The 23,869-nt window shown below is 52.4% G+C and carries 21 protein-coding genes; 20 read left to right on the top strand and 1 reads right to left on the bottom strand.

Annotated elements, in window-relative coordinates; all coding sequences use genetic code 11:
* Positions 1 to 89 precede the first annotated feature (89 nt).
* The 17 genes from NSS83_RS19705 (at position 90) to NSS83_RS19625 (ending at position 21,147) form a co-directional block, all read left to right on the top strand.
* Positions 90 to 2,051 carry a DNA mismatch repair protein MutS gene (locus tag NSS83_RS19705; protein WP_341346340.1) on the top strand — a complete coding sequence of 654 codons (1,962 nt, stop codon included), beginning with the start codon at positions 90 to 92 and terminating at the stop codon, positions 2,049 to 2,051.
* A gap of 230 nt (positions 2,052 to 2,281) precedes the next feature.
* Positions 2,282 to 4,003: an oligopeptide ABC transporter substrate-binding protein gene (opp4A, locus tag NSS83_RS19700; protein WP_341346339.1), complete on the top strand. Its 1,722-nt coding sequence runs from the start codon at positions 2,282 to 2,284 to the stop codon at positions 4,001 to 4,003.
* Between the two features lie 395 nt (positions 4,004 to 4,398).
* The gene (locus NSS83_RS19695) at positions 4,399 to 5,451 is read left to right on the top strand and encodes an LCP family protein (RefSeq protein WP_341183188.1); all 1,053 of its coding nucleotides are present in this window, start codon (positions 4,399 to 4,401) and stop codon (positions 5,449 to 5,451) included.
* A 192-nt stretch (positions 5,452 to 5,643) separates the two neighbouring features.
* Positions 5,644 to 6,069: a CBS domain-containing protein gene (locus NSS83_RS19690; protein ID WP_036728036.1), complete on the top strand. Its 426-nt coding sequence runs from the start codon at positions 5,644 to 5,646 to the stop codon at positions 6,067 to 6,069.
* A gap of 158 nt (positions 6,070 to 6,227) precedes the next feature.
* Entirely contained in the window at positions 6,228 to 6,530 is a 303-nt protein-coding gene (locus NSS83_RS19685) for a MazG-like family protein (protein WP_341348750.1), read from the top strand.
* Positions 6,531 to 6,536: 6 nt separating this feature from the next.
* Positions 6,537 to 7,454: a DUF2232 domain-containing protein gene (locus tag NSS83_RS19680; RefSeq protein WP_341015530.1), complete on the top strand. Its 918-nt coding sequence runs from the start codon at positions 6,537 to 6,539 to the stop codon at positions 7,452 to 7,454.
* An 11-nt stretch (positions 7,455 to 7,465) separates the two neighbouring features.
* A complete protein-coding gene (locus tag NSS83_RS19675; RefSeq protein ID WP_341183189.1) occupies positions 7,466 to 9,469 on the top strand; it encodes a DHH family phosphoesterase in 2,004 nt (667 codons plus the stop codon).
* The gene (gene rplI, locus NSS83_RS19670; protein WP_341183190.1) at positions 9,466 to 9,912 is read left to right on the top strand and encodes a 50S ribosomal protein L9; all 447 of its coding nucleotides are present in this window, start codon (positions 9,466 to 9,468) and stop codon (positions 9,910 to 9,912) included. The genes NSS83_RS19675 and rplI overlap by 4 nt, the downstream gene beginning before the upstream one ends.
* A 1-nt stretch (position 9,913) precedes the next feature.
* A complete protein-coding gene (gene dnaB, locus NSS83_RS19665) occupies positions 9,914 to 11,275 on the top strand; it encodes a replicative DNA helicase (protein ID WP_036699821.1) in 1,362 nt (453 codons plus the stop codon).
* Between the two features lie 216 nt (positions 11,276 to 11,491).
* On the top strand, positions 11,492 to 12,778 hold the full coding sequence (locus tag NSS83_RS19660) for an adenylosuccinate synthase (protein ID WP_341183191.1): 1,287 nt from the start codon (positions 11,492 to 11,494) through the stop codon (positions 12,776 to 12,778).
* Between the two features lie 208 nt (positions 12,779 to 12,986).
* Complete coding sequence (locus tag NSS83_RS19655; RefSeq protein WP_341346338.1) at positions 12,987 to 13,670, top strand: hypothetical protein; 684 nt, start codon at positions 12,987 to 12,989, stop codon at positions 13,668 to 13,670.
* A gap of 256 nt (positions 13,671 to 13,926) precedes the next feature.
* Entirely contained in the window at positions 13,927 to 15,480 is a 1,554-nt protein-coding gene (locus NSS83_RS19650) for a M23 family metallopeptidase (RefSeq protein ID WP_341183193.1), read from the top strand.
* Positions 15,481 to 15,683: 203 nt separating this feature from the next.
* A complete protein-coding gene (gene yycF, locus NSS83_RS19645; protein ID WP_036699813.1) occupies positions 15,684 to 16,415 on the top strand; it encodes a response regulator YycF in 732 nt (243 codons plus the stop codon).
* Complete coding sequence (gene walK, locus NSS83_RS19640; protein ID WP_341346337.1) at positions 16,415 to 18,247, top strand: cell wall metabolism sensor histidine kinase WalK; 1,833 nt, start codon at positions 16,415 to 16,417, stop codon at positions 18,245 to 18,247. The genes yycF and walK overlap by 1 nt, the downstream gene beginning before the upstream one ends.
* Positions 18,244 to 19,536 (top strand): two-component system activity regulator YycH, encoded by a 1,293-nt coding sequence (gene yycH / locus NSS83_RS19635; protein ID WP_341346336.1) that lies wholly within the window; start codon positions 18,244 to 18,246, stop codon positions 19,534 to 19,536. The genes walK and yycH overlap by 4 nt, the downstream gene beginning before the upstream one ends.
* Before the next feature lie 47 nt (positions 19,537 to 19,583).
* Positions 19,584 to 20,324, top strand: coding sequence for a two-component system regulatory protein YycI (gene yycI / locus NSS83_RS19630; RefSeq protein WP_341183196.1), 741 nt, complete (start codon positions 19,584 to 19,586; stop codon positions 20,322 to 20,324).
* A gap of 16 nt (positions 20,325 to 20,340) precedes the next feature.
* Complete coding sequence (locus NSS83_RS19625) at positions 20,341 to 21,147, top strand: MBL fold metallo-hydrolase (protein ID WP_036699804.1); 807 nt, start codon at positions 20,341 to 20,343, stop codon at positions 21,145 to 21,147.
* On the opposite strand, the gene NSS83_RS19620 is transcribed toward NSS83_RS19625, so the two are convergent.
* Entirely contained in the window at positions 21,116 to 21,322 is a 207-nt protein-coding gene (locus NSS83_RS19620) for a hypothetical protein (RefSeq protein WP_209879260.1), read from the bottom strand. The genes NSS83_RS19625 and NSS83_RS19620 overlap by 32 nt on opposite strands.
* A 356-nt stretch (positions 21,323 to 21,678) precedes the next feature.
* Here NSS83_RS19620 and NSS83_RS19615 point away from each other — a divergent pair, with 356 nt between their 5' ends.
* From NSS83_RS19615 to NSS83_RS19605, 3 genes are all read left to right on the top strand, one after another.
* Positions 21,679 to 22,926 carry a trypsin-like peptidase domain-containing protein gene (locus NSS83_RS19615; protein ID WP_341183197.1) on the top strand — a complete coding sequence of 416 codons (1,248 nt, stop codon included), beginning with the start codon at positions 21,679 to 21,681 and terminating at the stop codon, positions 22,924 to 22,926.
* Positions 22,927 to 23,319: 393 nt separating this feature from the next.
* Positions 23,320 to 23,520 carry a cold-shock protein gene (locus NSS83_RS19610; protein WP_019914582.1) on the top strand — a complete coding sequence of 67 codons (201 nt, stop codon included), beginning with the start codon at positions 23,320 to 23,322 and terminating at the stop codon, positions 23,518 to 23,520.
* A gap of 90 nt (positions 23,521 to 23,610) precedes the next feature.
* Positions 23,611 to 23,841 carry a cold-shock protein gene (locus NSS83_RS19605; protein WP_036699797.1) on the top strand — a complete coding sequence of 77 codons (231 nt, stop codon included), beginning with the start codon at positions 23,611 to 23,613 and terminating at the stop codon, positions 23,839 to 23,841.
* Positions 23,842 to 23,869: the final 28 nt, after the last annotated feature.

The following is a 23,869-nucleotide window of genomic DNA, read 5'->3' as shown; positions in this document are numbered from 1 at the left end:
TGCCGTGGTGGCGGTTCTTTGCCCTCTTTTTGCGTTATGCGCAGTTGATGGGGATAAGAAATATACTTGTATACAAGGAGGAGCTCAGAATGAATCTGCAGAGTCTGCACACATTGGAATATGAGACGATTAAGCAGGAATTGATGCGTCATGCGGTATCGTATGAGGGAAGAAGGGTTGTCGAGGAGCTTCAGCCGATGATCTATCTGCCGGCGATCCACCGGGCGCTTGAGGAGGCGCAAGAAGCGAAAGAGCTGCTGGAGCGCGGAGCCAGTGTGCCGATTCCCTCGCTGGAGGGGATTGAATGGGTGCTGTCACTGCTCGGGACCGGCTATATGTACAATGAACAGGATTTCACCGCAGTCTCGCTGTTTCTGAACAGCTGCGGGCAGCTCAGGAAGTACATGGCCGCCAAGGAGCAGATAGCGCCGCGCATCGCCGCATACGGGGCATCACTTCAGGAGCTAAACGGGGTCCGGGATGAGATTGAACGGTGTATCCGGCTGGGCGTCATCGATGATCAGGCCAGTAAAGGGCTGGAACGGGTACGCAAACGGCTGGCAGTTGCCAAGGAGCGTCTGCACCGGAAGCTGGAGAGCATCATGAACCGCCACAAATCCATTTTGCAGGACAACCTGGTCAGTATGCGCGGCGGACGGTATGTCATTCCGGTGAAACGGGAATATCACAAGCAAATTAAGGGCTCGGTGCTGGACCAGTCCACCAGCGGGCAGACGGTATTCGTGGAGCCGGATGAGGTGGCCTCATTACAGGGAGAAATTGAGCTGCTGACTGCTGACGAGGCACGTGAGGAAGGAATAATCCTGAGTATGCTGACAGGGCTGTTAGAGCAGGAGCAGGCCGCTATCCGGCTGAATATTGAGGTAACGGGCATGTATGACTTTATTTTCGCTAAAGGGAAGGTTGCCCGGGTAATGGATGCGGGGCCAGTCGCGCTGAACGAACGTGGTTATGTGAGAATGAATGGAGGCCGTCACCCGCTGCTGAAGGACATGGTGCCGGTCAGTCTGGAGCTGGGCCAGGGATATAAATCGCTGATCGTAACCGGGCCGAATACTGGCGGTAAGACGGTTGTACTCAAAACCCTGGGTCTGCTCGTATTAATGGCACAGTCCGGCCTGCTGGTACCGGTTGATCCCGGCAGTGACTTCGCTGTCTTCACCAATGTAATAAGTGTTATCGGAGACGGACAGAGCCTGACACAGTCCCTGAGCACCTTCTCGGCACAAATGAAGAGTATTGAAGGAATGCTCTATGATGCGGGCAGAGGCGTGCTGCTGCTGATTGATGAGCTGGCTGCCGGCACAGACCCCGGTGAAGGGTTCGCGCTGTCGATCGCGATTCTCGAGGAGCTGAACCGGAAGGGGGCTAATATCGTGGTAACGACCCACTTCAATGAGCTGAAGGCCTTCGCGGCGGCAACGGCGGGCTTCGAGAACGCACGGATGGAGTTCGATAAGAACACGCTGCAGCCGCTCTATAAGCTAACGATTGGCGAAGCTGGCGAGAGCTACGCACTGCAGATCGCCGAGAAGCTGGGGATTCTCCATTCTGTCATTGGGCGGGCCAAAGAGCTTGTGACGGAGCAGCAGGGGCACAGAGGCGGTGACAGCCCGTGGAAGGACGCTGTCAGAGCGGCACAGAGGGCTAAAGCAGCCGAAGCTGAGATAACCGCCATAGCAGATGGAACGGCTGACGGAGAGCAGGGAGACAGTCCATCACAGCAGGCGAATGCTCCGGCTCCTGAATTTGCTGTGGGGGATGCTGTTTATGTCAGCTCTTTGGGGCGAACGGGAATTGTCTATGAGAAGAAGGACAGCCGGGGCAGGGTCGGAGTGATGATTCAGAAGCAGAAGCTGAGCATTAACCATAAGCGGCTGAAGCCTTATCTGTCCAAGGAGGAGCTGTATCCCGAGGATTATGATTTTGATATTATTTTTGAGAGCAAGGAGACCCGGAAGAAGCGTAAGCTGATGCGTAAAAAGCATGTGGAGGGCCTGAGCATCATCCATCCGGGAGAGGAAAATTAAGGCGCTGCTGTAGCTGAAGTCTGCCCGTCAGGGCAGGCTTTTTTCAATATCGGACGGGTTCCTGGCTGCACCGAAATAAATTAAACACTTCACTTCACAGCGAATATTGTATATCCTCTATAATGTGGAATAAATAATTGTCCATAATCTGCATAATAGGCATTACAGTAAAATCTAGTGTAGAAATCGCTTACATTACTGTGTGAACCAACCCGGGAGGGAAGAAATATATGTCGAACCGACTCATCGGCAGACTGATGCTACCGCTTGCGCTCTTGGTGGCATTATCGGCATGCAATGGGCCAAGCCCGGCCGTCAAGAATGTTGTGGCGCGCCTTAGCCAAACAGCCGATGAACCCATTACAGGCGGGACTGTAACCTTCGGCTACCCGTCCGCTTTTCAAGGTATCTTTGAACCGGCATTCTTTGAAGGAGAAGATGATTCCAATGTGCTGGAGTTCACCACTGAGGCTATGTTCACCGTTAAGGATGATTTGTCCACCGCTCCTAATATCGCCAGCTGGCAGGAGTCCGAGGATCATACGGTGTTCACATTCACGATTAAGCCCGGAGTCCGCTGGCATAACGGGGACGAGCTGACCGTGGAGGATTGGAAATTTGCCCTGGAGACTATCGCCAGCCCGGAGTATACGGGTTCCAGATACTATAGCGTTGAGATGATCAAGGGAGCAGAAGCGTACCACCAGGGCCAGGCGAAGGAAATTACAGGGCTTAAGGTGATGGACCCGTATACGCTGCGCATTACAATGAATTCAGCACGGGTGAACGTGATTGATAATCTGTGGGCCTACCCGATGAACAAGCGGTATTTCGAAGGAGTGGCAGTTAAGGACATGGCGGACAGCGATCAGGTCCGCAAGCAGCCGATTGGCACGGGTCCGTTCATGGTAACCAGCATTGTGCCGGGCCAGACGGTGGAAATGAAACGGTTTGATAATTATTACAAGGGCGGCGCGCATCTGGATGGCATTACTTATAAGGTGATCGACAGCAAAGATATTACCGCTCTGCTTAAAGCAGGAACTGTCGATATGGCGGCATTGCCGCGTGATGCCTATGAGGCTGCAGGACAATTGGATAATGTAGAGATTAGGGTCACACCGGGAATGACATTTGAATATATCGGGTTCAAGTTCGGACACTGGGATGAGACAGATGGTCAGGTGGTGATGGATAATCCCAAGTTCCAGGATAAAAGCCTGCGTAAGGCAATGTATTATGCACTTGACCGGCAAGGGATTCTGGATAAATATTCCTATGGCCTGGGGACGCTTATCGAGACGCCTATTCCAAGTTCCAGCTGGGCCAAGATCGCAGATGAGGAGATCGACACCTACCCTTATTCTCCTGAAAAGGCCGGACAGCTGCTGGATGAGGCCGGGTATCTGGATCTGAACGGGGATGGACTCCGCGAAGATCCCGGCGGCAAGAAGCTCGTTATTCACTATGATGCCATGAGCGGCAGCAAAACGGCTGAGGCGCGGACGGCAGCCATTCTCCAGAATTGGCGTGATGTCGGGCTGGATGTGCGGCTCAGCGGAGGAAGCCTGAAGGAGCTGAACGCCTTTTATGAAGCGGTGGAGTCGGATGATCCGGCAGTGGAGCTGTTCAACGGCGTGTGGGGACTGGCGAGCGACCCTGATCCTTCGGGTTTATGGAGGGCTACGGATTCGTGGAATTACCCCCGGTGGACCTCGAAGCGAAGTGAGGACCTGATCCGGGAAGGAGTCAGCCTGAAGGCGTACGATAAGGACTTCCGGAAGGAAATCTATTATGAATGGCAGAAGCTGATCAATGATGAGGTTCCGATGATCTTTTTCGCTGAACGATCGGACATTACTGCGGTAAATAAACGCCTGCAAGGGGTAACAATGAACGCTTTAAGCAATATCATCGATCCGCAGAGCTGGTGGATTAAGGATACTGAATAGGCTGTGGAGGACGGTCTGTATTGCTGCGTTAAGTGGCTGAACAGACTGTCTTTTTTTATTTTTTTTCCCTGAAAAAGAATCAAAACGCCGTTTGCTGCGTCATATACTTTATGGAATATAAGCGGCCTCCATGCCGATATTGTCGTTATTTGTTGTTTCTTTTTAGTGGTGAAGTGATTACAATAGAAATATTGTTTATGTGTCAAAGTCGTTTCCCAGGTTTATTCTACAATTAGAACGACCCGAATCCCGGAAAGGGGGAATAATACCATCAGAAGCAGGGCGGCGCACAGCAGCTAGAACAGCCCACTCATGACTGCCCTGGAAGCCCAGGCGGCCATTGTAAATAGATTACGTTCATAATATGTACATTCCACCATAAAGAAGGAATTAAAATGATGAATAAGCTTAAAAAAATAAAGAAAAGATACATTGCGCTCATTCTCGTACTGGTGATTGCCGCCGGAGCGTTTCTGTTCCAGAAGCCGCTTGCTGTGCTGGCCTTTGATCTCTTTTTGTCGGATCAGGTAGAGAAGAAGCTGACAGATGAATCCTTTGTGCCTCTGGAGAATAACACCACCAAAAATCCAACAAACGTTAAGGCGGAACCTGTAGCACTCAAAAGTGATCCGTTCTCTCTAATGCTGCTGGGTACAGATCAGCGGAAGAATGAAACCGCACGCTCAGATACCATGATGTATGCGGTGATCCGGCCGGAGGATTATAAGATTCTGCTGATCTCCGTTCCCCGGGATACCTACACGGAAATTATCGGTTACAAGGACAATAAGAAAGACAAAATTACACATGCTTATGCGTTCGGCGGGCAGCAAATGTCCAAGGACACACTGGAAGCGCTCCTCGGCCATGATATTCAATATTATGCCACCATCAACTTTCAGGGGCTGAAGGATGCTGTTGATGCCATCGGCGGTGTGCCGCTCCCGATCAAGAAGGATATTGTCAACAAAGGCAAAGACCATGAGAAATTCACCATTAAGGCTAACAAGTCGAACTACAGCGGGGAAGAGGCGCTTAACTATACCCGCTACCGTGAGGATAGCGACTTCAACCGGACCAAACGTCAACAGGTCTTTATTGATGTCGTAGCGAATAAAATGTTATCGATCAGCCAGATCGGCAACATCCCTGAACTGCTGGATATCATGGGCGACAATTTCAAAACGGATATTCAGCCCTCAATGATCATCAGTCTGGCCAAGAAGTTCATGGGCGGTAAGGATATGGATATCTCCAGCTTCACGGTGATGGGGGAAGGCAAACGGATGGACGGGATCTATTACGATATAGTGAACGAAGAGGATCTGAATAAAGCCAAAGCCCTGATCGACAACTGGATGAACCCCGGCACACCGGTTGATCAGCTGATTGAACCAGGAAAGGCCGGCAATGCGCTTGAGCCTTCGGCCACACCCGCAGTACAATAAGGATTAAACGGCCATTGTTGTCCGTGTCTAAAAACAGCAGCCATTCCTGCAAGGTTAATGGCTGCTGTTTACTGTCTTCATGCTATAATGGAATGGAACTTATTGCTGAGGGCAGACGTATAACTACGGTGGGCTTTAGTGCAAGGAAGGTAAAGTAGCATTCCTTCGGAATTCTTTGAGGAGGATCAAGAGATGAATATTGCGTTTTTTTTACTTCCGAAGCAGGAAGTCGCATGTGTTACTATGGATTCGACATTGCGGCAGACGCTGGAACGGATGGAGTTTCACCGCTATACAGCAGTGCCGATCCTGAACCGCAACGGGGAATATGCCGGAACGGTTACAGAAGGGGATTTACTCTGGTATATGAAGGAGTCGGGCGGCGCGGTCACTTTTGAGAATGCTTCCAAATTTCTGCTTAAGGATGTCCCGCTGCGGATGAACAATCTGGCGGTCTCGATTGATGCGGATATGGAAGATCTGATTAATTTGGCCAAGGTGCAAAACTTTGTACCGGTGGTCGACGACATGAAGCGGTTTATCGGCATTGTACGCCGGAGCCAGATTATAGAATACTGCGAGAAATTTGTCTCACGGCAATCGCTCGAATCGTTATAAGGAACCAAGGCCTGTATTTCCGGCGAAGCGGAATGCGGGCCTTTTTTGAAAGACGGATGGCGGTATTCAGGGGCGGCAGGCGTCCGTGTGGCTCGGAAATTTTTATGCTATAATGGAGAATAATGCTTTTTGCCGGAGGTAGAGAGACAGTGCCCAATGTGCCGAAGGATCTGGATGTGGCCAAACGTGCCAAGGTAATTGAGTGGTTAAAGACGGAAGTAATTGATCAAGTCTCAAGGTTATTCAAGGCGCTGTGGGAAGGCAGTACCACGCGTGTCGGCGACAGTCTGGCCAGCCTGATTATGAGCTCGTACATCTTGGGGCGCAGACTCGGTATCCCTTATCGCGAGCTGGATGATTTACTGCTGGATAAGCTGCGAAAGCACAGGCAAGAGGGCCATCAGCTCGAAGAATGGTACCAGGATATATCTGCATTAGAAGAACATATGCGTAAGAGGTGAATACTGTTGAAATTTCGCTGGACATCTGTGGCTTGGAGTGTAGCTTATCTGTTGCTGCTGTTATCCCTGTCAACCCCGCTACTACTTATTACAACATTCTTTATGATTATTCCGGCCATAGTGCTCTTTACGACCCTTAACACCAAGCAGTTCATACTGCATCTGTTACCGGTGCTGCTGATTGTGGGCCTGATTACCCCGATGTATATCCTGATTGCGGCCTATTTCCTGATCCCGGCCCTTGTGATGGGACGATGGTACAAGAAGCGTGCTTCAGCGATTTCTACTCTGATTGCCGGCATGGTCGCTATACTTGCTGAATTCCTGCTGATCCTGCTGATCAGTACGACGTTCCTTAAGTTCAACCTATACGACTATGTCTATGATGTTCTGAAGACCTATGCGGACTGGCTGGCAAGTATGGGTGCAAGCAATCCGCTGCTGTCCGAGATATCCATTTCCTCTGATCAGATTGGCCAGATGAGCTGGCTGACGATCCAGGCAATTCCGATGACGCTGATCCTCAGTGCGTTCGTGATTGCGGTTATTACCCATTCCATTGTCCGCCCTATTCTGAACAGTATGGAATATGCGGTGCCTAAGCTGAAGCCGGCGCGGGAATGGAGACTGGCCAGATCGTTCATCTGGTATTATCTGCTTGGCGTGGTCATCAGCCTGCTGTTCGGCGGTGCCGACAGCGGCTTCATGCTAATGGTCTCGGCCAATCTGCTGCCGCTGCTGCAGATTGCGTTCAAGATCCAGACCGTCGGCTTCCTCTTCTTCCTGGTGCATGAACGGAAGTGGAGCAAGATCATCGCTCTTCTGCTGGCAATCCCTGTTATTGCTCTGCCGGGATTCTGGATTATTGGTGTGGTGGACCTGGCGTTTCCGCTGCGGGAGCTTGTGAAGAAATCGAAACGATAGGGTGAGGGCTCATGCCAAAATTTCTGCAAAGACGCTGGCACGGCTATCATACCGTGTGGGCGTTCTTACTGCTGCTGGTCCTGATTATAGTAGTCAGTATCTATAACTGGGTCCTCGGTGTTGCCAGTCTCTTCCTGGCCGGCACATTGTGTTTCACCATGCTGCAGGCCGAGCTGTCGTTCCGCCGCAACCTTGTAGATTATATCAACGGCCTGTCCTTCCGCATCAAGCGGGTGGAGGGGGAGGCTGTAAGCATGCTTCCGCTCGGGATTATCCTGTACAGTGAGGGCCGGGCAGTGGAATGGCATAACCGGAATGCCGGCCAGATCTTCTCCCGCAAGTCGCTTGTCGGTGAAGATATGCAGGAGCTGATGCCTGAGGTTATGGCTTCTCTGCAGAACCTGCCTTCCAAGCGGGAACCGGTTAAGGACGGGGTACTGAAGGAGCACCGCCATGAGCTTACGGTCGATGACCGTTATTATGAGGTGGTGGTGATTCCAAGCGAGCGGCTGCTGTATTTATTCGATATTACCGAGCTTGTTGTGCTGCGTGAGCGGTATGAGGAAGAGAAGCTGGCGATTGGAATTGTCATGATGGATAATCTGGATGAAGCCGCCCAGGGGATGGATGATCAGCAGCGTACTTCGCTGATCGCGAAGGTAGCCAGTGAGATTACCGAGTGGAGCAAGCAATTCGAGGTCTATCTGCGCCGTTTGTCTTCCGAGCGGTACCTGATGCTGCTGAATCACCGCAGCCTTCAGGCCCTGGAGGAGAGCAGGTTCGTGGTGCTGGACGAGGTCCGTGAGATGACGGCCGACCTCAAGGTGCCGATGACGCTGAGCATAGGCCTTGCCTACGGCTCGGAATCGGCCAGTGAGCTGGGAGCGCTTGCCCAGTCGAGTCTGGATATGGCACTTGGCAGAGGCGGGGACCAGGCCGCTGTGAAGGCGGGCCAGCGGCTCTCCTTCTACGGCGGCAAGACCAATGCCGCCGAGAAACGCACCCGCGTCCGGGCGCGGGTGATCGCCCACGCCCTGCGGGATCTGATGCAGGAAAGCGACCGGGTGCTGATTATGGGGCACCGGATACCGGATATTGATGCTGTGGGAGCGGCGATTGGTCTGCTTAAGGCGGCACAGATGTACAATGTGGAAGCCAGCATTGTGATGGAGACGCCGAATCCTTCGATTACCCGGATGATGGAGGAGATCCGCAAGGATGAGGCGCTCTACAAGACCTTCATCACGCCAGAGCAGGCTCTCCAGATGATGACGGAGCATACGCTGCTGATTGTTGTGGATACCCACAAGGCTTCCATGACTATGGAGCCGCGGCTGGTACAATACGCCAGCCGGATTGTGGTGGTGGACCATCACCGCCGGGGTGAGGAGTTCATCAATGACGCTGTGCTCGTGTATCTGGAGCCGTATGCGTCATCGACTTGTGAGCTTGTGACAGAGCTGCTGCAGTACATTCATGACAAGATTAAGCTCAGTCCGCTGGAGGCCACGATGCTGCTGGCCGGGATCACGGTCGATACGAAGCATTTCGCGCTGCATACAGGGTCGCGGACCTTCGAGGCTGCCGGGTTCCTGCGCCGGGTCGGGGCGGATACGATTCTCATTCAGCGTATGCTGAAGGAGGATCTGCAGGAGTACATCTCGAAGGCGGAGATCATCAAGCATGCGCGTATGGTGTATGACCAGATCGCGCTGGTGGTCACACAGCCCGGGATGAAGATCCCGCAGCTGCTGATCGCCCAGACGGCGGATACGCTGCTGGGGATGACGAATGTGGTTGCCTCCTTCGTCATCAGTGAGCGTCCTGACGGTCTGATCGGCATCAGCGCCCGTTCTCTGGGACGGATGAATGTGCAGGTAGTCATGGAGAAGCTGGGCGGCGGCGGACATCTGTCCAACGCGGCCGTACAGCTTGAAGGAACAACCAAAGAAGCGGAAGCCAGACTGCTCGCAGTGCTGGCCGAAATTGAAGCGAAAGAGGGGTTATTTGAATGAAGGTCATATTCTTGAAGGATGTTAAGGGTCAAGGCAAGAAGGGGCAGGTTAAAGAGGTGTCGGAGGGCTATGCAGCCAATTTCCTGCTGCCGCGCGGGCTGGTTCGTCCGGCTACAGACGGCAATGTGAAGACACTGGAGAACCAGGCGGCCGCCGAACAGCGCCGCAAGGACCAGGAGAAGGAGGAAGCGGTACAGCTGGGCAAGAAGCTGGATGAGCTGACCCTGACCCTGAAGGCCAAAGCAGGTGAAGGCGGCCGTCTCTTCGGCGCTATCACCAGCAAGCAGATCGGCGAGACCCTGGCAGCTACTCAGGGGATCGTAATCGACAAGCGCAAAATTGAGCTGAGCGATTCGATCCGCCATGTAGGCACGTTCCAGGTAACGGTAAAGCTGCATACTGAAGTAAAGGCTAACCTCACGGTTCAGGTAACGGAGGAGTAGGATGGGTGGAGATCTCTTTTTCGATCGGGTTCCCCCGCAGAATCTGGAGGCAGAACAGGCCGTACTGGGTGCTGTTCTACTATCAGATGAAGCGCTAATTACCGCGATGGAGCGGGTGAATACCGAAGACTTCTACGACAAACCGCATCAGATGATATTTGAGGCGATGGTGCAGCTCGGAGAAGAGAGCCAGCCGATTGACCTGATTACATTGACTTCCCGGCTCCAGGATAAGGGGGAGCTTGAGGATATCGGCGGGGTCAGCTATCTGGCAAAGCTGGCGCATGCGGTGCCGACTGCGGCCAACGTCGATTATTACGCCCAGATTATTGAAGAAAAGGCGATGCTGCGGCGGCTGATCCGCACAGCAACGCAGATTGTCAGCGAAGGCTATACCGGCGGCGAAGATGTGGGCATTATGCTGAGTGACGCCGAGCGGCGAATTCTGGAGATTTCGAACCGCCGCAGCGGCAGCGGGTTCATTGCCATCCGCGATGTGCTGATGCAGGTATTCGACCGGGTGGAGCTGCTCCATCAGAATAAAGGCGGAACCTCGGGGATTCCCACCGGGTTCGTTGACCTGGACCATATGACAAACGGCTTCCAGCGCAATGACTTAATTATTGTGGCGGCCCGTCCATCCGTCGGGAAGACGGCCTTCGCCCTGAATATCGCGCAGAATGTGGCGGTGCGGGCGAAGGAGACAGTAGCCATCTTCAGTCTGGAAATGTCGGCCCCCCAGCTGGTTCAACGTATGATCTGCGCTGAGGCGAATCTGGATGCCAATATTATGCGTACCGGTGATTTCAAGAGTGATGATGACTGGTCCAAGCTCACGATGGGTATCCAGTCGTTGTCCGAGTCCGAAATCTATATTGACGACACCCCAGGCATTACGGTGACCGATATCCGGGCGAAATGCCGCCGGCTGAAGAAGGAGAAGGGACTCGGAATGATTGTCATCGACTACTTGCAGCTGATCCAGGGCCGGGGCAAGGCCGGGGAGAACCGCCAGCAGGAGGTATCGGAAATCTCCCGTACCCTGAAGCAGATTGCCCGTGAGCTTGACGTTCCCGTCATTGCCCTGTCCCAGCTCAGCCGCGGTGTGGAGCAGCGCCAGGACAAACGGCCGATGATGAGTGACCTTCGTGAATCAGGCTCTATCGAGCAGGATGCGGATATCGTAGCGTTCCTGTACCGTGATGATTATTACAATCAGGATACCGAGAAGAAGAATATTATCGAAATTATTATTGCCAAGCAGCGTAACGGTCCGGTAGGGACGGTAGAGCTTGTATTCCTCAAGAACTTCAACAAGTTCGTCAACTACGAGCGGGCCCATGCAGAACCATTTGCAGGTTAGGCAAATTTCGCACAATACACGAACGATCGCACATTCCAGTCTGTGATCGTTCGTTTTTATTTGACTTTAAAAAGTGCCGCTGTTACACTGATTATTGTGCTTTGGCGGCCTGCCCGCCTGGTGTCCGGAGGGCTGCGTACAAGATGAAGCGCGTACAGAGCCCCTATGATAAGCGGAAAAATAATGGTGCTTGCTAGCACCTACGGAGGAATGTACATGTCAACGGTAGTCGTCGTGGGAACACAATGGGGAGACGAAGGCAAAGGCAAGATCACGGATTTTCTGGCGGAAAGTGCAGATGTGGTCGCCCGGTATCAAGGGGGTAACAATGCCGGTCACACGATTCTGATTGACGGAAAGAAGTTCAAGCTGAGCTTGATTCCATCTGGTGTATTTTATAAAGAGAAGACTTGTGTTATCGGCAACGGAATGGTTATCAACCCGGAAGCGCTGATCCAAGAAATTAATTATATTCATGACAATGGCTTTGATACGAAGAACCTGGTAATCAGTGATCGTGCGCATGTCATTATGCCTTATCATATGGTGCTGGATGCACTTGAGGAAGACCGCAAAGGACCGAACAAAATCGGTACCACACGCAAGGGAATCGGCCCGTGCTACATGGATAAGGCTGCCCGTAACGGCATCCGGATTGCTGATCTGATGGACGCTGAGGAATTCGAGCTGAGACTTCGTCCACTGATGGAAGAGAAGAATCAGGTGATCACTCAGGTATACGGTGCTGAGCCGCTGAATGTGGAAGAGATTCTGACCAAATATCTGGAGTATGCAGAAGTGCTGCGCGGCTATGTAACTGACACTTCGGTGGTGCTGAATGATGCGATTGATGCGGAATCCAGAGTATTGTTCGAAGGCGCACAGGGCGTTATGCTGGATATCGACCAAGGAACTTATCCGTTCGTAACTTCATCGAATCCTTCAGCTGGCGGAGTCTGCATTGGCTCTGGCGTAGGCCCGTCCAAGATCAAGCAGGTTATTGGTGTGGCTAAGTCTTATACTACCCGCGTCGGCGACGGTCCGTTCCCTACAGAGCTGAACGATGCGACCGGTGATTATATCCGCGAGACCGGCCATGAGTACGGAACAGTAACCGGACGCGCCCGCCGCGTAGGCTGGTTCGACAGTGTAGTGGTGCGTCACGCCCGCCGCGTCAGCGGAATCACCGGCCTGTCGCTGAACTCGCTGGACGTTCTGAGCGGTCTTGAGACTGTGAAGATCTGCACCGGCTACAAGTACCGTGGAGACATTATCACACATTACCCGGCTAGCCTAAAAATGCTGGCAGAATGTGAAGCAGTCTACGAGGAGCTTCCAGGCTGGAGTGAGGACATCACTGGGGCGAAGACGCTGGAGGATCTGCCGGCCAACACACGCAAATACGTGGAACGTGTATCGGAGCTGACCGGGATTCCGATCTCGATCTTCTCTGTAGGCCGCAACCGTGAACAGACTAATCAAGTGCTGCCAATCTATATCTAGACCGAAGCAGAACTAAATAGATACGTATAGGAGCAGGGGCCTCGGTGAGGCTCCTGTTTCTGTGTGTCCAGATGATTTTTCAGCAGGGAAACAGCTTTTCTATGCTTCGGTGACGTTTCCCGGGCGTTGTTCTAGTCAATACTGTGAGAATGGGATCAATAGCGAACTGATTCTTCAGAGGTTGAATAGAGCAGGGTGCAAGGGAGAGATGATGGTGAAAATAGTGAAGCGTGCGCTGAGCGTCTGCCTGATTGTGGTGTTGGCGAGCGGCCTGTCCATGCTGACAACGGCCTATGTGGTGAATACGTATATCCAGTCGGTGCTGGCCAGCTTCGATATCAAGCTGGACGGGCCAGGGCCGGGAATCGGCGGCTTCGTGAAGAGTCTGACCGGTATGGGCGGCAGCGGGGGGGCCCCCAAGGAAAATTCCAAAGCGGCCTCAAGCGAGACTAAAAGCTCCACCAAGGAGGCTGATGCGGGCAAGACGGACGGGGAGAAGAAGAATGGCAGCGGCGGGAAATCCGGGAATAATCAAGAGAAAACGGTGGACGAGACGGTGCCGGACAACGCGCTGCCTGTGATGGGGCAAGCGGAGGCAGGAGAAGAACAAAGTGAGCAAGGGCTGGACCAGAATCTGGTGATGACGCCGGAGGCAATGAATGACCTGAAGGAGAATCTGCCCGCTAATACCAAATCCAATATCTTCAATATTCTCATGAACAAGCTCCCGCAGGAGGAGATGATTAAGATCTCCGCTGCCCTGGAAGGCGGCTTGACAGAGAGCGAAGTTACGGAACTGCAGGGTATCATTGCGAAGTACGTTGATGAGGATGAATATAAGACGCTGATGAAAATGCTTACACCAGATAGTGGAGAGCCGAATCAGAATTAATAATTGTCACTTTTTGGACACGGGACCACCGTTTAAAACGCATATTTTGGGAAAAAACCCGCGAATTTCGCGGGTTTTGCTATGGGAGCAAAGTTGAAATTTTTCTGCATGCTATGGTACAGTAAAAAAGGACTAATAAGGGTTAATATTTTGTAACCTTTTTCGAAGGCGTCACACAGTCATATTCGTACTCATGCAAATCGGATGCGCGAAGAGCATATACATTCTTGTTTTTATAGCCGAAAGGGAGAGTTTCATGAAAGGATTTAAGTTTATACGCCGGATGGGGAACCTGCGGAACCGTGCAGAAGCATCCACAGGATCTGGTGCAGCAGGTGAACAAGGTAAGGATGCAATGACTTCGGGGGAACCCCGTGTCTTTCAGCCGGATATGAAATCCCGCCGCCGCCGGCGTTCATGGGTACTGGCTTCTGCCGGTCTCGTTCTGCTGACCACCTTCCTGGTGGGGGCACAGAAGAAGCAGGTGACAGCGAATACAGTAACCTATTATAAGGTGCTGGTGAACGGCGAGGAGATTGGTGCGCTGAACCAGCAGGCGGAGTTGAACAAGCTGTTCGAGGAGAAGAGACGGGAATATCAGCTCAAATATCCTGACTCTGTGATGGTCCTGCAGACCGGCGGTATTACTACCGAGGCCGAGCGGGCTTACAAGCCGGAGGTTAACAGCGAAGCTACACTGGACAAGCTGGATGGTATGCTCAAGGCTTATGCCGTAGGCGTACAATTGGCTGTGGACGGAGAACCGCTGGGAATTGTGAAGGATCAGGAGACGGCGGCGGCAGTGCTTCAGGCCGTTAAGGCGCATTACGCTCCGCAGAATGCGGCAGCTCCGGGTGCGAAGCTGAAGAAGACGGCAGCCAAGGCGGGAGCGGCTGGTTCAGCCGCCAATGATCAGGTGGAGTCAGTCAAGATCCGGGAGGAAGTCAACATCGTTCCGGTGAAGGCAGATCCCAATAAGGTGCTTAGCGTAGAAGAAGCAGTGAAGGTACTCACCGAAGGCAGAGAGGCGCCGCTGCGCTATGCGGTTCAGGAAGGCGACACAGTCTCTGCTATTGCTTCCCGGTTCAACATTACCCAGGCGGAGATTTTCCGCAATAATCCTGAGGTGAAGGAGCTTAGTCTGCAGATTGGGGATGAATTGCAGCTAACGGTGCCGCAGCCTGACCTTACGGTAGTGACCGTAGAACAGGTAACCGAAGAGGTGGTCACGGAGCCTGAGGTGATTATCCGCAAGAGTGACCAGCTGCCGGCAGGCAAGCGGAAGGTAGTCCGTCCCGGACAAACCGGGCTCAAAACGATGAAGTACAGGCTGACCAAAGAGAACGGACAGGTGGTTCAGGAGGAGTGGCTGGGTCAGAGCGTAGTAAAGGCTTCTCTGCCTGAAGTGGTCTATTCTGGTACCAAGGTTGTAGGTGAAGGAACAGGAATGTTCGCCTGGCCGGTTAGCGGAGCGATGATCTCCAGCAGCTACGGCGAGCGATGGGGACGCACACACAAGGGAGTCGATCTGGTATCGGGCAACCGCACGATCAAGGCTGCGGATGCAGGGACGGTCAGCTTCGCCGGTGTGCAGAACGGTTATGGCAATGTGGTGATTGTTGACCATAACAACGGATACGTTACGTACTACGGGCATTTAAGCAGTATCTCGGTCTCAACCGGACAGAAGCTGGGACAGGGAAGTTCCATCGGCATTATGGGCAGCACCGGGCGCTCGACGGGGACGCACCTGCATTTTGAGATCCGCAAGAACGGGACGGCCATCAATCCGATGAAATACCTAAAGTAATGAATGACAGATAGGCTTCCATTCTATAATTCCCTGCCGTCCGGATGATTTCGGGCGGTTTTTGTATCTCACGGAAAGTATCTGAGTTCTCCTCGAAGCTAAAGCCTCACTTTGCGGGGGTAATTTGATGTGACGCCCAGCCAGGTATGTTAAAATAAAGGAATCAGGGTTTCGAGTACCGTTAGAAAGGTGAAGCTGAGCATATGCAAATGGGAACGATTCTGGTAGTGGATGATGAACAACCTATTGCTGATATATTGAAATTCAATCTGGAAAAAGAGGGCTATGAGGTCATCTGCGCCTTCGACGGCAACAGTGCGGTGGAGCTGGCTCTGTCCAAACGCCCCGATCTGATGCTGCTGGATCTCATGCTGCCCGGCAAGGACGGAATGGATGTCTGCCGTGAGGTACGCTCTGCCCATCTGGATATTCCTATCATTATGCTTACCGCGAAGGATGGAGAGATCGATAAAGTGCTGGGTCTTGAGCTCGGTGCGGATGATTATGTGACCAAGCCGTTCAGTACACGTGAGCTGCTGGCCAGAGTTAAGGCCCAAATGCGGCGCCAGCATAAGCCATCGCAGTCGGAAGCGCCGAGTGAAGCGGTGGAGAGCAAGCAGGGGGTCTATCATTTCGGATTATTCATTGATACGGATATGTATATGGTGTACAAGGATAGTGAGCCTCTGGATCTGACGCATCGTGAATATGAGCTGCTCTATTATATGATCCGCCATGCGGGCAAGGTAATGACCCGGGAGCATCTGCTGCAGGCTGTGTGGGGCTTCGAATATTTCGGCGATGTGCGGACAGTGGATGTGACCATCCGCCGGCTCAGAGAAAAAATTGAGGAGAATCCCAGCAAGCCGGAGTATATTCATACCCGGCGCGGACTCGGTTATTTGATGCATAGCCCCAAAAACGGAGGGTTGTAATGAAGGCACTGTCCTTTTTCCGGACGATCCAGGCCAGGCTTATCGTGATCTATGTACTGCTGATTCTGATTGCGATGCAGCTGATCGGCGTATACTTTGTCAGCTCGATGAAGAACTCGCTGACGGATAACTTCACCAAGGACCTGAAGGCCCGGGCCGAAATGCTCTCGATCCTCACCGCTGACAAATTCGGCAGTGAGACGGGCACAGCCGATGAGGAATCGGCTGTGGAGAGCCTGCGCGGCATGGTGAACAATCTGTATATCAATGGCGCAGAAATTCAGGTGCTGGATGCGAGCGGCAAGATTATCACCACCTCGATCCCTTCACAGAATGACTATGTCGGCCAGCGGAACACGCAGACCGTGGTCAGCCGCGCCTTGCAGGGCATCAGCGATAATGAGGAATATATCATCGCTGATGATAATGTGCGCAAAAAGGTAGTAGCGAAGCCGGTAATTTCCGGTGATAAGGTGGTAGGTGCCATCTATATAGCTGCTGATATGAAAGACTTATATGCCACCATGAGCCGGATTAACAGTGTGTTCCTCTCGGGGCTGCTGCTGGCGCTGGCGCTCACGGCAGTGCTGGGAGTTATCCTCGCGCATACGATTACGCATCCGATTAAGGAGATGACCAAGCATGCTACGGCTGTGGCGGAAGGGCGCTTCAACCGGAAGGTTCCCGTGTTCGGCAATGATGAGATTGGCCAGCTGAGCCAGGCCTTCAACTATATGACAGACCGGTTGCGCGAGGCGCTGCTGCAGAACGAAGAGGAGAAGGAGAAGCTGTCCTCCATTCTTGCCAATATGAGTGACGGTGTCGTAGCCACAGATGAGAGCGGCGCGGTGATTCTGATGAATACACGCGCCGCCTTGATGCTGGGCGCGGAAGGCCCCCTTCCTGCCGGGGCCTCGCTCGGCGGACTGCTAGGGCTGGAGCCTGAGCAGTCCGTCTCGGTGACCCAAGGCATTCCTCAGTCGGCTATGCTTCATCTGTCTCCCATGGGTGGAGAGGACCCCAATATTGTGCGGGTGACCTTCACCCCGATCCAACGCCGTGAAGGCGGACGGATCGCCGGGACGATTGCGGTGCTGCAGGATGTTACGGAGCAGGAGAATCTGGAGGAGTCCCGCCGGGAGTTCGTGGCGAATGTATCGCATGAGCTGCGGACGCCGCTTACGACGATCAAGAGCTATGCGGAGGCGCTGGATGACGGCGCACTCGAAGATCCGCAGCTCGCCGTGAGGTTCGTCGGAGTTATCCGCAACGAGACGGAGCGCATGATCCGGCTGGTTACGGATCTGCTGCATCTGTCGCGGCTCGATTCCAAGGAATCCAGCCTGCGCATTCAGCAGACGGATATCTCCGAGATGCTGGAGGATGTGGCCGACCGCTTCTCCTTCCAGATCCGCCAGAAGCGGATTCATATCAGCACGAGGGTGCGCAAGGATGTCGCTACTGCGTGGCTGGACCGGGACCAGATTGACCAGGTGCTGGGTAATCTGGTCTCCAATGCCCTCAAGTATACGCCGGAAGGCGGGAGTATTCAGCTGGAGGCGCATAAGAACGAGGACGGCATGTTGGCCGTGTCTGTCCGCGACTCCGGGATTGGGATTCCGAAGAAGGATATTGAACGCATCTTTGAACGCTTCTACCGGGTTGATAAGGCGCGCTCGCGGAATATGGGCGGAACAGGTCTGGGCCTGTCCATTGCCCGGGAAATTGTCAAAGCCCACGGCGGCTCCATTTCCCTGCAATCGGAGCTGAATGAGGGCTCGCTGGTCACGTTCACGCTGCCTTTGATGAAGCAAAGGGGGAGTGAGGCGTGAAGGAGAGAATCAAGTCATGGATGCTGGTCTTGCTTATACTCGGAAGTCTCGTGGAGAGCTATTATCTGATCTACAGGCTGCCCGGCAGCGACTCGGCAGTGTTGTCGAAGACCTTATATGTGAAGACGGATAATATGGGGCCGAAGGAAAAGGTGGAGAACCTGCTCTACCCCGATAAAATGATTATTCATATGGGCGGAGACAAGCATACACTGTTCTACCCCAGCTCCACTTTCTATAACCTGATTATGAACCGCCTGAAGGGCCGCAGTTTCGAGAGCTTCCAGCGGCGGTCCGTACAGGATTTCGACTGGGACAAGATCCGAAGTGAGAATCCGGGCATTGAGCTGTCGTTCGGGGCAGGCATTCCGGTAACGCTGCTGCAGCGGGTTATGCAGATCTCGTCAGATTCGCTGTTCGAGGGGGAGAGCATTGACCGGATCTGGATCTACAATATCAAAAATGACTCCAAAGCCCATGTTATCTTCTTCAGCACACGCGGGGATATTGTGTACGAGGCGGCTAAGGCTGATCTTACGGTCCAGGATGTGCAGCAGCATGTGGACTTCGGTAAGAATCTGACGCAGTATACAGCCGTAAACGGTGAGTATTATGTCCCTGAGGCGGATGTTCCGCTGGTTAAAGTTGTGATGCCTGCGAGTATGTATACCATTGAGCAAATGCAAAGCAATCTGTTCTTCGATGCAGGCAATACAAGGTATATTCCTGAGAAGGACGGCTCCAAAATCTATACGGACAGCAAACGCAGCCTGCAGGTGGACCAGGAGCAGAACTGGATGAGTTATAGTGATCCTGCAGCACTTCCGGACGGGGACAGCACACCGGCGAAGGATGCACTGGTGGCGGTGGAATTTGTCAATAACCATGGCGGCTGGAACGGAACCTACAGGCTGGCTGCTACGGAGGAGAGCCGGCAGGACCGCAAGGTTTCTTTTCAGCAATATTATGGCGCTTATCCGTCCGGCTCCTATCCGATTATGAGCAATCCGCAGCTTCAGTATGGCGTAATCCATCTGGAGCTCCAGCAGGGAACGGTCTCTTCCTATGAGCGCTCCCTGATGTACACGAATGAGGAAAAGTCTGAAAAGACCATTGTTGAGCTGCCCGGCGGCGAACTGCTGAAGCAGCGGCTGGCGCAGATCGGCAGCTCCTTGCGGATCATTGAGCTTACGCCTGCCTATATGCCTGCGCTGGCCGGGGAGAAGCTGCAGCTTCATCCGGTCTGGCGGGTTACACTCAGTGACGGCAGTGAGCTTACATTGAATTAGGGCGGAGATAAACCAAGCGGACAGGATACGATTCGAGGAGGGACGTTATGGACTGGGGAAGGGCTAAGAGTGTATTGATATATGCCTTTCTGGTGCTGAATCTGCTGCTGTGCTATCAGCTATGGATTGATGTGCGTGATCAGGTCAGCGCTGGACTTGACTTCACTTCCCTGTCTGCTGAGACTAAGGCGGTGATGGAAGAGAAGAACATCAGGCTGCTGTGCCCGATTCCGGCTGGCACTCCACAGCTGCCTGATATCACGTACCGTTATTCGGCCGAAGAGCAGAATGAACTGCCTGTGAAGCTTAAGGAGCCGGTCGACAGCAAGCTGATGTACTCCTCGTTCTCGGAACTTAGCAATCTGCTGAAGGGCCAGATTCCCGACATTGCCAATTACCGGTTCGATTCACAGGAGAGTGAGGTCGGCAAGTTCGTCCTGCATCCGCTGGTGGATAACAAGTGGTCTCTGTTCAGAGTGCGGCTGGAGCTGATCAACAGTGACCAGAAGATTGTGGCCTACCGCTGGCCGAAGATTGAGATCGCAGCAAGCCGGAGCGAGGATCTGCAGAAGGTTCTCCCGGCATCGCAGGCGCTTAGCAGTCTGATCGAGAAGTATTTTCCTGCGGGTGCTGCAGTGAAGGAGATTGAGCTGGGCTATTACGGAGAGTTGTTTAACTCCGAGAGCCAGGTGGCTTCGCCGATGTGGCGGTTCATGCTGGAGGACGGCAGTGCCTATTATATGGATGCGATCAGTGCGGATATTATCAGTCCGAAGACAACAGAGTAGAAGGAGCAGGAGAGATATGGGGATTTCATTTACAGTACTGTCCAGCGGTTCTACCGGGAATGTGACAGTGGTGCGTAACGGCGAGACCACACTTATGATCGACGCGGGTCTGAGTGCGAAGCGGATTGACGAGCTGCTGGCCATGCGTGAGCTGACGGGAGCGGAGCTGGACGGGATTCTTGTGACCCACGAGCATTCGGATCATATTAAGGGGCTGGGCGCGATGGCCCGCAAGTATAATCTTCCGATCTATGCGAATTCGAACACCTGGGGAGCCATAGAGAAGGGGATCGGCAAGATTGAGGAGCATAACAGGGTCATTATGGAGACCGGCCAGCACCGGGATTTCGGCAGCATGCGGGTGGAATCCTTCGCCATCTCCCACGATGCTGCGGAGCCGGTAGCTTACAATTTCTATGACGGCAAGGAGAAGCTGTGTGTAGCGACAGACCTCGGGTATGTCAGCGACAAGGTGAGAACGGCTATATCGGATGCCGATGTGCTTGTGCTGGAGTCGAATCATGATATCGAAATGCTGCGGATGGGGCGTTATCCCTGGAATACGAAGCGGCGGATTCTCGGCGATCTTGGGCATCTGTCCAATGAAGCGGCAGGAGCAGCGCTCAGCGAGATTCTAAGCGGGCGGACCAAGCGCGCCTATCTGGCCCACTTAAGCAGAGACCATAATATGATGGATCTGGCGAAGATGTCCGTGCGCGGGGCGATGGAGGACCGGGGCTGCTTTTACAAAGACAGTGAGTTCAGGCTCTGTGACACCTACTATGACCGGCCTACGCCATGGGATAAGGTGAGCCAGTCATAAGGCGGTCAACCTCGGTAATCTTGTGCTCCAGCTCCTGGCGGGAGAATAGACCTTTATCAATTAACAGCTCAATCATTGCATGCTGGACAAGAATCAGCTGATAATGCTCATCCTTAAGGTCCCCCAGCTTGCCAATGAACTGAACCAGATCCTTACTTGTTGAAAAAGACTCCATAGTCCGGCCCTCCTTGTGAAATAGGTTATAGTGAGGCTGTGAATAATTTACATTTATTTAACATAGAAAACATGTGGGCAGCGCGGCTGCCTGTGATACAATCATATAGAGCGTTCTAATCCTATTGTAGTCTTTTAAGTTGCAAAATATTCCGGATACAAGCTGTTAAACTTTTTAGTAGCTTATTAGAATAATAGACATCCCTTGCGCTTAGAACCCACTGGAATGTGGTGAATAAATCAAGTGAAACCTTTTAGTACTTCGTGAAGTCTAAGAGATATAGCGGTTAAGCTCGGGCGTGGTTGCTTGGCGTTCAGGTCGTGAATGCGGTGGCAATAGAGGGGAGAGAGTGTAACATGGGATTATTCGATGATGATTTTTATTCAACCAAGGTGTCACGGCGCAAAAGCGGCAAATCTAAATCAACCGGCGGATATGCTGACGGCAAGTGGGCTGTACGCAAATCGAAGCGGTCGCTGGCAACCTGGCAGATCTCGCTGATCAGCTCTGTCTGCAGTGCTGTAGCGGCTGTGCTGCTGTTCAGTCTGGTAACGGGACAGTTCACCACGGAGAGAGTTCAGGCCCCGGTGGTTATTGATAAGGTGGCTGCGAGCAGTGCAGATCCGTATGACCGGATTATTCAGGCTGCTGCACATATCCGCCCTGCGGTAGTGAGCATCATTAATCATAAAAAAGACAATAAGGAACTTAATATTCTCGATGAATCGGCTCTAGGCTCAGGAGTTATCTATAAGAAGGACGACAATAAGGCCTTTATCATCACGAATAACCATGTCATTGAGGGTGCCGGCAAGCTTGAAGTGGTTACAGTAGACGGTGTGACACACAAGGCGGAGCTGGTGGGTGCCGACAAGGTGAGTGATATTGCTGTGCTCTCCATTGACGGCAAGGGAATCGACCGGATTGCTGAGATTGGGGATTCCTCCAAGCTGCGTCTGGGTGAAACTGTTATTGCCATCGGTAACCCGCTAGGGCTTGGGGATACACTAACTTCCGGCATTGTCAGCTATACAGAGCGGACGATACCGGTGTCACTGAACCAGGACGGTGTGTACGATTGGGAGCAGGAAGTGATCCAGACGGATGCGGCCATTAACGAGGGCAACAGTGGGGGTGCTCTGGTGGATCTGGACGGCAAGGTGATTGGAATCAATACGATGAAGATCTCCGATACGGGGGTAGAGGGATTAGGTTTTGCAATTCCCGCCAATCGTGTAGTAGACACAGCCAATGAGCTTACCTCCAAAGGCCGTATAGCCCGGTCATACCTGGGCGTCTATTCCGTGGATCTGAATAATCCGTATGTTCCGCTGGCCGATGACCAGCGTAAGGAGCTTAATCTTCCGTCTACAGTAACGGATGGGGTTGTGGTTCTGGATGCTGTGGGGCCGGCGAAGGATGCAGGCCTGCAGCTTAACGATGTGATTACCAAGTTCAACGACAAGCCGATTACCTCCACGCTATCGCTGCGCAAATACCTGTACGATCATACCAAGATCGGAGATAAGCTGAAGATCACTTTCTACCGTAATGGTGAAGTGAAGCAGACAACAGTTCAGCTTCTTGAGAAGCCAGAGGAATAAAATTGGAAATGACCGTATATAATAATGAGGCAGTCACGATTACGGAAACAGTTCAAGCCGTCCTTTTCAGGAAAAAAGAAGAGGGCGGGGCTGTTTCAAGAATAAATAAATGGGGTAAATGGTAGCATTGGGTATAAATATTACAATTTAATACGACTGGTAGCCCTTACATTGGGAAGTAGTCCTTATAAGGGAAAAACCGGAGAAATTAGGATAGAACAGCTTGCCTTTGTTATTAAGGTGTGGTAACATGAAATTGTTCTTACATTGATACCTTATTCTCGCATTGAAAAGGGCTGTCAACCAAAGCTACAACCTTTCTCAATGTGTGAATTTTTTCTTTGTCTGAAGATAAAAAGAACATATTAATTTAAATTTGTGGAGGTAACACACATGCAAACAGGTACAGTTAAATGGTTCAACGCAGAAAAAGGATTCGGTTTCATCGAAGTTGAAGGCGGAAGCGACGTATTCGTTCACTTCAGCGCAATCACTGGCGACGGCTTCAAAACTTTGGACGAAGGCCAACGCGTTGAATTCAACGTTGTTCAAGGCAACCGCGGACCACAAGCCGAAAACGTTGTAAAACTGTAATTAATAGAAGATACCGTCCCCGCTTGTGAAAGTTGGGACGGTCTTTTTTTATCATTACTCGCTTGCAACATAAAGGAAGGAGGAACGGCAATGAACTACCGGAAAAAGCCTTTGGAGGAAGTACCGGAAGAAAATACCGCAATTTGGGCCTGTACCAATGAGGATTGTAATGGATGGATGAGGGATAATTTCGCATTTGAACATGCACCTTCCTGCCGTCTCTGTCATTCCCCAATGGTTCGTAGCATGAAGATGCTGCCGCAATTGCTTAATTCAAATGGCGATCTCAAATCGCTTAAGAAAGGTATTTCCATTACCTAAACCAATACCTTTATGAGTCAAGACAACT

Origin of the sequence: Paenibacillus sp. FSL H3-0469 (assembly GCF_038051945.1) — a bacterium.
Lineage (GTDB): Bacteria > Bacillota > Bacilli > Paenibacillales > Paenibacillaceae > Paenibacillus_AQ.
This window is presented reverse-complemented; position numbering and strand designations above follow the sequence as displayed.